Raw genomic sequence first — 6264 nt, forward strand, 5'->3', positions numbered from 1 at the left:
GGTCAAAACCAGACGCATCTGTTTGCCCCTGTGACCGCTAAGGACCACAATGACCGATCCAGCCAAACCCGCGATGGGCGTTTTGCCAATTCAGTCCCTCAAGGCGATGGTCGCACGCGCAGAGATCACAGCAGAGATCGCGGTAACAGAGGCACAATACCAACCGGCTTCTCTGGATCTTCGGCTTGGCTCGGTCGCCTATCGTGTCCGCGCTTCTTTTCTTGCGGGACGCAGCGCTGGCGTGGGTGAACGACTAAAAGACTTCGCCATGCACAAAATGGACCTGACAGACGGGGCCGTTCTGGAAAAGGGCTGCGTCTATCTTGTGCCGCTTCTGGAGGGTCTGAACCTGCCAGATGGGGTGCAAGCCGTCGCCAACGCAAAAAGCTCCACGGGGCGTCTTGATCTTTTGACGCGCACGATCACCGATCACGGAACGGAATTTGATCGGATTGCACCGGGGTATAAGGGACCACTCTGGGCCGAAATTTGCCCGCGCAGTTTTTCTGTTCTTGTGCGGCAAGGCATGCGGTTGAATCAGATCAGATTCCGCACCGGCGACACGACACTGACAGACGCGGCGATGACAGCACTGCACAAGGCAGAGACGCTGGTCGATGGTCCGGCGCACATTGATGGTGGACTTGGCTTTTCAGTGGATCTGGAACCGCGAAAAGATGGCATAGTTGGCTACCGCGCGAAACCCCACGCAGGCGTTATCGACCTTGACCGGATAGGTGCCTATCGGGTGGACGACTTCTGGGATTTGGTCCGCAGCGACGGGAATGGCATCATACTTGATCCCGGTGCCTTCTATATTCTGGTCAGTCGCGAAGCCGTGCATATTCCACCGGACTATGCTGCCGAAATGGCGCCCTACATGGCACTGGTCGGCGAGTTTAGGGTGCACTATGCCGGCTTTTTCGATCCGGGCTTTGGTCATGCGCAAGCGGGCGGGCAAGGGTCACGCGGGGTGTTGGAAGTGCGCTGTCATGAAGCACCGTTCCTACTCGAACACGGGCAACGCGTTGGTCGGTTGATCTATGAACACATGACAGAGCGGCCCGAACTTCTGTACGGTAAAGACTTTGCATCGAACTATCAGGGGCAAGGGCTGAAACTGTCCAAGCATTTTAACGTCGACTGACGCGCCTTCACCACATTCGCGGCTTTGCATAGGCCGGGTAGGCCGCATCAAATTCCGCAGCATCAGGCACGCTTTGCGCCTCTTGCAAGAATTCTCCGGTCGTGGGGAGAGATACACTCTGGTCTCCAGACGTCCACAACCCTGCGCGCATGATGGCCTTGGCGCATTGAATGTACATCTCGTTGATACTGATCACGATCACACTGCGCGGTTGCCGCCCAGCCTTGTCGAATGATGCGCGAATGTCCACGTCATCCGTCACAATGGCTGTCCCGTTTATCCGAACAACGTTCTTACACCCAGGAACCATGAACATCAGACTGATCCGGTTATCGCGGACAATATTGCGCAGCGTATCGATTCGGTTGTTCCCCAGCCAATCAGGGAGCAGCAGGGTCTCATCATCCACGATGCGAACAACGGGGCCATCATCCCCGCGTGGGCTTGTATCGGTGCCCTCAGGGCCAACTGTCCCCAGCACAACGAATTTCGACGCCTCAATCCATGTTCGGTAATGCGGTGTCATCGCACGAACCACTTTGTCCACAGAAGCCGGAACAGCAGCGCCATAGATGGTTTCGAGTTGGGCAATCGTCGAAATTGGCTGCATAGGTCAAAACTCCTGTTTCAGCTAGGTGCCCGCACGCTAGCCGCGGCGCAGGGCAACGCCAATGTCATATAGCCCCGCTCACAAACGAAAGCGCGGCGCCACCAGGGACGCCGCGCTTTAAATTCGGTGATAGGCTTATCGCCAGATCAGGACGCTTCGGTGATGAACTTCACTGCGTCGCCGAATGTCTGGATCGTTTCCGCCGCGTCGTCGGGGATTTCGATGCCGAACTCTTCTTCGAACGCCATGACCAGTTCCACTGTGTCAAGGCTGTCTGCGCCCAGATCATCAATGAAAGACGCGCTTTCCGTGATCTTGGATTCTTCGACGCCGAGATGTTCGACAACGATCTTCTTCACACGATCTGCGATGTCGCTCATGTTCATTCCTCTATCAGTCTTCGGGGTCTTGCCCGCTTTGGTGATGGCCTTCCGGCCCGTTGCGGCTAGAAGCCTTGATGCCTGCCTCACAGCGGGGTTCAACCCTGCCCCGGCAATCTGCGTGGCCTATAGCATATGGTAAAGTGAAGGCAAACGCTTTCGCCATATCCAGTTTTCGCCGGAATGGGTCAAATCATCGCCAGACCGCCATTCACGTGAAGGACCGTCCCCGTTGTATAGGCGGCTTCCGGGCTGGCAAGATACAGAACCGCTGCGCTGATTTCGCTTGGATCACCCATTCTGCCCGCCGGCACATTTGTCAGGATTGCGGCCTTTTGATCGTCGGTCAGTTTGTCAGTCATCGCTGTGGCGATAAAACCGGGTGCAACCGCATTTACGGTGATGCCGCGGCTTGCGACCTCATAGGCCAGAGATTTGGACATCCCGACCAACCCGGCCTTCGCGGCGGCATAGTTGCCCTGCCCCGGATTGCCCGTGGCACCAACGACTGAACTGATGTTGATGATCCGTCCCCACCGGGCTTTCATCATCCCGCGCAGTACCCCCCGCGACAGACGCATGGCGGCGGTGAGGTTCACCTCGATCACGGACGCCCACTCGTCATCGGACATCCGCATGAACAGGTTGTCCCGTGTGATGCCAGCATTGTTGACCAAAATGTCCACGCCGCCCATTGCTTCGATCGCGACTTTGGGCAAAGCCGTCACAGCCTCTGCATCAGACAGGTTGCACGGCAGCACATGGGCGCGCTCGCCCAATTCAGCGGCCAATGCCTCCAGCGGTTCTGTCCGGGTTCCAGACAGGCCCACAACGGCACCAGCCGCGTGAAGCCCTCTAGCAATCTCTGCGCCGATGCCACCAGAGGCTCCGGTGACGAGTGCACGCTTGTCGGTGAGATCGAACATGTCTTACTCCTGTGCCGCGATGGCGAGCGCCGCCGCAATGTCCTTGGGGGTTGCGATGTTGACGCAGGTAAGTCCCCGGTCGATGCGGCGCACCATCCCGGCAAGCGCCTTTCCAGCGCCGATTTCCCAAACGTCCGTAACGCCCTGTGCAGCCATAAACGCGACGCTTTCACGCCACCGCACAGCGCCAGTAATTTGCTGGACCAGCAAGGCGCGAATCTGATCAGGGTCAGTGACGCCCGCGGCTGTGACATTGGCCACGACAGGAACCACTGGTGCATTGATTGCGACACTCGCAAGAGCTTCGGCCATGGCATCAGCCGCAGGTTGCATCAGAGCACAATGGAATGGCGCGGATACAGGCAACAGAAGGGCGCGCTTCGCCCCACGTTCCTTGGCCAGCGCCGCAGCGCGTTCCACGGCATCAGTATGCCCGGACACCACGACTTGAGCCGGATCATTATCGTTTGCAGCCTGGCAGACTTGGCCTTGCGCCGCGTCATTTGCCAAAGCGGTCACAGCAGCAAGATCAAGACCAAGAATAGCCGCCATCGCGCCGATCCCAACGGGGACAGCGGATTGCATGGCTTCGCCGCGCAAACGCAGCAGCCGCGCCGTGTCTGTGATGCTGAGCGCACCGGCTGCTGCCAGCGCGGAATACTCACCCAACGAATGCCCGGCCACAAAACTACCGTCGGCGATCTTGATGCCTTCGGAGTCCAGCGCGCGCACCGCCGCAAGCGAACACGCCATCAGCGCTGGCTGCGCATTGGCAGTGAGCGTCAGCGTTTCAGCGTCACCTTCCCAAATCAGCGCTGACAGCTTTTCGCCAAGCGCCTCGTCCACCTCATCGAATACAGCTTGCGCTGCGGGATACGCCTCGGCCAGTTCCTTGCCCATCCCAATGGTCTGCGCGCCCTGACCGGGAAATACATATGCGCGAGTCATCTTGTCCTCCTCACCCGCAAACCGGGCTTCGCCATTTGTTCGAGCGGGTCTAGCCCAGCCAAGCACCGCGTGCAATCACAGGCCGCCCTGTGCTGCATCGCACGGGCACTGCGCGCGCAGTGTTGTTTGCGTTGCGACAGAACCACGTTACATCAATCAGCAAAAACATTTACTGGAGTTGCCGATGTCAACCGCCGCCCCCAAGATTGGCAATTCGCCGCAAAGCTATGGCGCTGTCGCCAAGACCCTCCATTGGCTCACGGCTTTGCTGATCCTGACTGCGATCCCATTGGGCGTGATTGCAAACGACATGGGATACGACACGTCACAGGCACTGGCCCTTAAGGCTTGGCTGTTCTCCCTGCACAAAACAGTCGGGGTCGCTGCATTTTTCGTTGCGCTGCTCCGGATTCTCTGGGCCGCAACTCAACCAAAGCCTGCGCTGCTGCACCCGGATCGTCGACTTGAAAGCTTTGCCGCCGAAACGGTTCACTGGGCTCTTTACGCGTCACTGGTCATTGTGCCCCTGTCCGGCTGGTTGCACCACGCGGCCACATCGGGCTTCGCCCCAATTTGGTGGCCATTCGGTCAAACACTGCCGTTTGTACCGGTGAACGAAGGCGTCGCCCATTTCTTTGGCGCCTGGCACTGGCTGTTTACGAAAGTGCTGATCGCCGCGCTGGCCTTGCACATCGCCGGGGCATTGAAGCATCATTTCATTGACAAGGATGCAACGCTGGCACGCATGCTGCCCGGCTTGACCTTGGCGGGTGATACCACCGCTGCACACCCACGGGCCCCCATGAAAGCGGCCTTGGCTTTTTGGGTGCTCTTGCTTGCCGCAGGATCAGTTCTTGGCCTGTCTTCTGATGCCGAGCGACAAGCGGCATCACCGCAATTGCAAGCCGAGCCTTCCGGTTGGACTGTTAAGGATGGCAGGCTTGCCATCACAGCTTTGCAACTGGGGTCCGAAGTTGAAGGTCAGTTCGAAGAGTGGAACGCGGCGATTAACTTTGATCCAGACTTGCCCAGCGATGTGAAGGGCGACGTAACTGTTCAAATCGCCATTCCGAGTCTGAAGCTGGGATCAGTGACCAGTGACGCCCTCAAGCCAGAGTTCTTCGCCGCTGAAGAATTTCCAACAGCAACCTTCACGGCAGAAATTACCGAGGCAGACGGCGAAAATTCATACCTGGCTGACGGTGTGCTCAGCCTGAAAGGTGTGGAGCAACCACTTGCTTTGCCTTTCACGCTGGTGATCGACGGGGACACCGCGCAAATGGAAGCAAAAACCGTGATCGACAGGCGAGACTTCGGGATCGGGACAGCCAGCTACAACGACGAATCAACAGTTGCATATGAGTCCAACGTGACGGTCACGTTGACCGCCGTCAGAAGCGAGTGACACACGAAGAAGGGGCGCGGTTGCCCACGCCCCTTTCGCCGTCTCAAACTCAAAGCGCTTAGGGTCAGGACTCATAGCCAATAGATGACGAGCGCAGCGAGTGTGATGGCTGACAGAAAGACCTTTGGGCATCTGTCGTATCGCGTTGCGACACGCCGCCAATCCTTCAACCTGCCGAACATGATCTCGATCCGGTTGCGCCTCTTGTAGCGGCGCTTGTCGTACTTTACCGGTTTCTTCCGCTGCTTCCGTCCCGGGATGCAGGCGCGTATCCCTCTGTTTTTTAACGCTTCTCTGAACCAATCGGCATCATATCCTCGGTCTCCCAGCAGCCACCCCACCTTTGGCAAACTGCCGACCAGGGCGCGGGCACCGATGTAATCGCTGACCTGTCCTGCCGTGACGAAGAGGTGGAGCGGTCGGCCCTGGCTGTCGCAGACGGCGTGCAGCTTCGTGTTCATGCCGCCTTTGGTTCGACCGATCAGGCGTCCACGCCCCCCTTTTTCACGCCCATGCTGGTCGCTGTTCGGTGGGCTTTGAGATACGTCGCGTCGATCATGACGGTCTTCTTTTCGCCGTGTTCGGCAGCCAGACCTGCCATCATTCGGGCGAAGATACCCTTGTCACTCCACCGCTTCCAACGGTTGTACAGCGTCTTGTGTGGGCCATAGGCCGACGGGGCGTCCCGCCATCGCAACCCATTGCGATTGATGAAAATGATCCCACTCAACACACGTCGGTCATCAACGCGGGGCTTGCCGTGGGACTTCGGAAAGAAGGGTTCAAGACGCGCCATCTGCGCGTCCGTAAGCCAGAAAAGATCAGACATGTTCACCGCTCGTTTTCGA

General features: G+C 58.2%; 7 protein-coding genes. 2 read left to right on the plus strand and 5 right to left on the minus strand.

Going from position 1 to position 6264, the window contains the following annotated elements; genetic code table 11:
- Positions 1-49: 49 nt before the first annotated feature.
- A complete protein-coding gene (locus E2L05_RS06450; protein ID WP_133342078.1) occupies positions 50-1147 on the plus strand; it encodes a 2'-deoxycytidine 5'-triphosphate deaminase in 1098 nt (365 codons plus the stop codon).
- Positions 1148-1154: 7 nt separating this feature from the next.
- On the opposite strand, the gene E2L05_RS06455 is transcribed toward E2L05_RS06450, so the two are convergent.
- The 4 genes from E2L05_RS06455 to fabD form a co-directional block, all read right to left on the minus strand.
- On the minus strand, positions 1155-1757 hold the full coding sequence (locus E2L05_RS06455) for a pyridoxamine 5'-phosphate oxidase family protein (protein ID WP_133342079.1): 603 nt from the start codon (positions 1755-1757) through the stop codon (positions 1155-1157).
- 146 nt (positions 1758-1903) lie between these two features.
- Positions 1904-2137 (minus strand): acyl carrier protein, encoded by a 234-nt coding sequence (locus E2L05_RS06460; RefSeq protein WP_133342080.1) that lies wholly within the window; start codon positions 2135-2137, stop codon positions 1904-1906.
- A 188-nt stretch (positions 2138-2325) separates the two neighbouring features.
- Positions 2326-3063: a 3-oxoacyl-[acyl-carrier-protein] reductase gene (gene fabG, locus E2L05_RS06465; RefSeq protein WP_133342081.1), complete on the minus strand. Its 738-nt coding sequence runs from the start codon at positions 3061-3063 to the stop codon at positions 2326-2328.
- Between the two features lie 3 nt (positions 3064-3066).
- The gene (fabD, locus tag E2L05_RS06470; RefSeq protein WP_133342082.1) at positions 3067-4011 is read right to left on the minus strand and encodes an ACP S-malonyltransferase; all 945 of its coding nucleotides are present in this window, start codon (positions 4009-4011) and stop codon (positions 3067-3069) included.
- A gap of 184 nt (positions 4012-4195) precedes the next feature.
- Between fabD and E2L05_RS06475 the strand changes: the two genes are divergently transcribed.
- On the plus strand, positions 4196-5416 hold the full coding sequence (locus E2L05_RS06475; RefSeq protein WP_133342083.1) for a cytochrome b/b6 domain-containing protein: 1221 nt from the start codon (positions 4196-4198) through the stop codon (positions 5414-5416).
- 71 nt (positions 5417-5487) lie between these two features.
- Here the strand turns inward: E2L05_RS06475 and E2L05_RS06480 are convergent.
- Positions 5488-6245, minus strand: a protein-coding gene (locus E2L05_RS06480; RefSeq protein WP_133342084.1) for an IS5 family transposase whose coding sequence is annotated in 2 segments (ribosomal slippage) — positions 5488-5924 and positions 5924-6245 — 759 coding nt in all. Because the reading frame shifts where the segments join, the coding sequence is not laid out codon by codon here.
- Positions 6246-6264: the final 19 nt, after the last annotated feature.

The organism is Meridianimarinicoccus aquatilis, assembly GCF_004358675.1.
Lineage (GTDB): Bacteria > Pseudomonadota > Alphaproteobacteria > Rhodobacterales > Rhodobacteraceae > Meridianimarinicoccus > Meridianimarinicoccus aquatilis.

Coding starts and splice junctions, on each gene's coding strand:
- E2L05_RS06450 (WP_133342078.1), top strand. CDS start 50: ATGACCGATCCAGCCAAACCCGCGATGGGCGTTTTGCCAATTCAGTCC.
- E2L05_RS06455 (WP_133342079.1), bottom strand. CDS start 1,757: ATGCAGCCAATTTCGACGATTGCCCAACTCGAAACCATCTATGGCGCT.
- E2L05_RS06460 (WP_133342080.1), bottom strand. CDS start 2,137: ATGAGCGACATCGCAGATCGTGTGAAGAAGATCGTTGTCGAACATCTC.
- fabG (WP_133342081.1), bottom strand. CDS start 3,063: ATGTTCGATCTCACCGACAAGCGTGCACTCGTCACCGGAGCCTCTGGT.
- fabD (WP_133342082.1), bottom strand. CDS start 4,011: ATGACTCGCGCATATGTATTTCCCGGTCAGGGCGCGCAGACCATTGGG.
- E2L05_RS06475 (WP_133342083.1), top strand. CDS start 4,196: ATGTCAACCGCCGCCCCCAAGATTGGCAATTCGCCGCAAAGCTATGGC.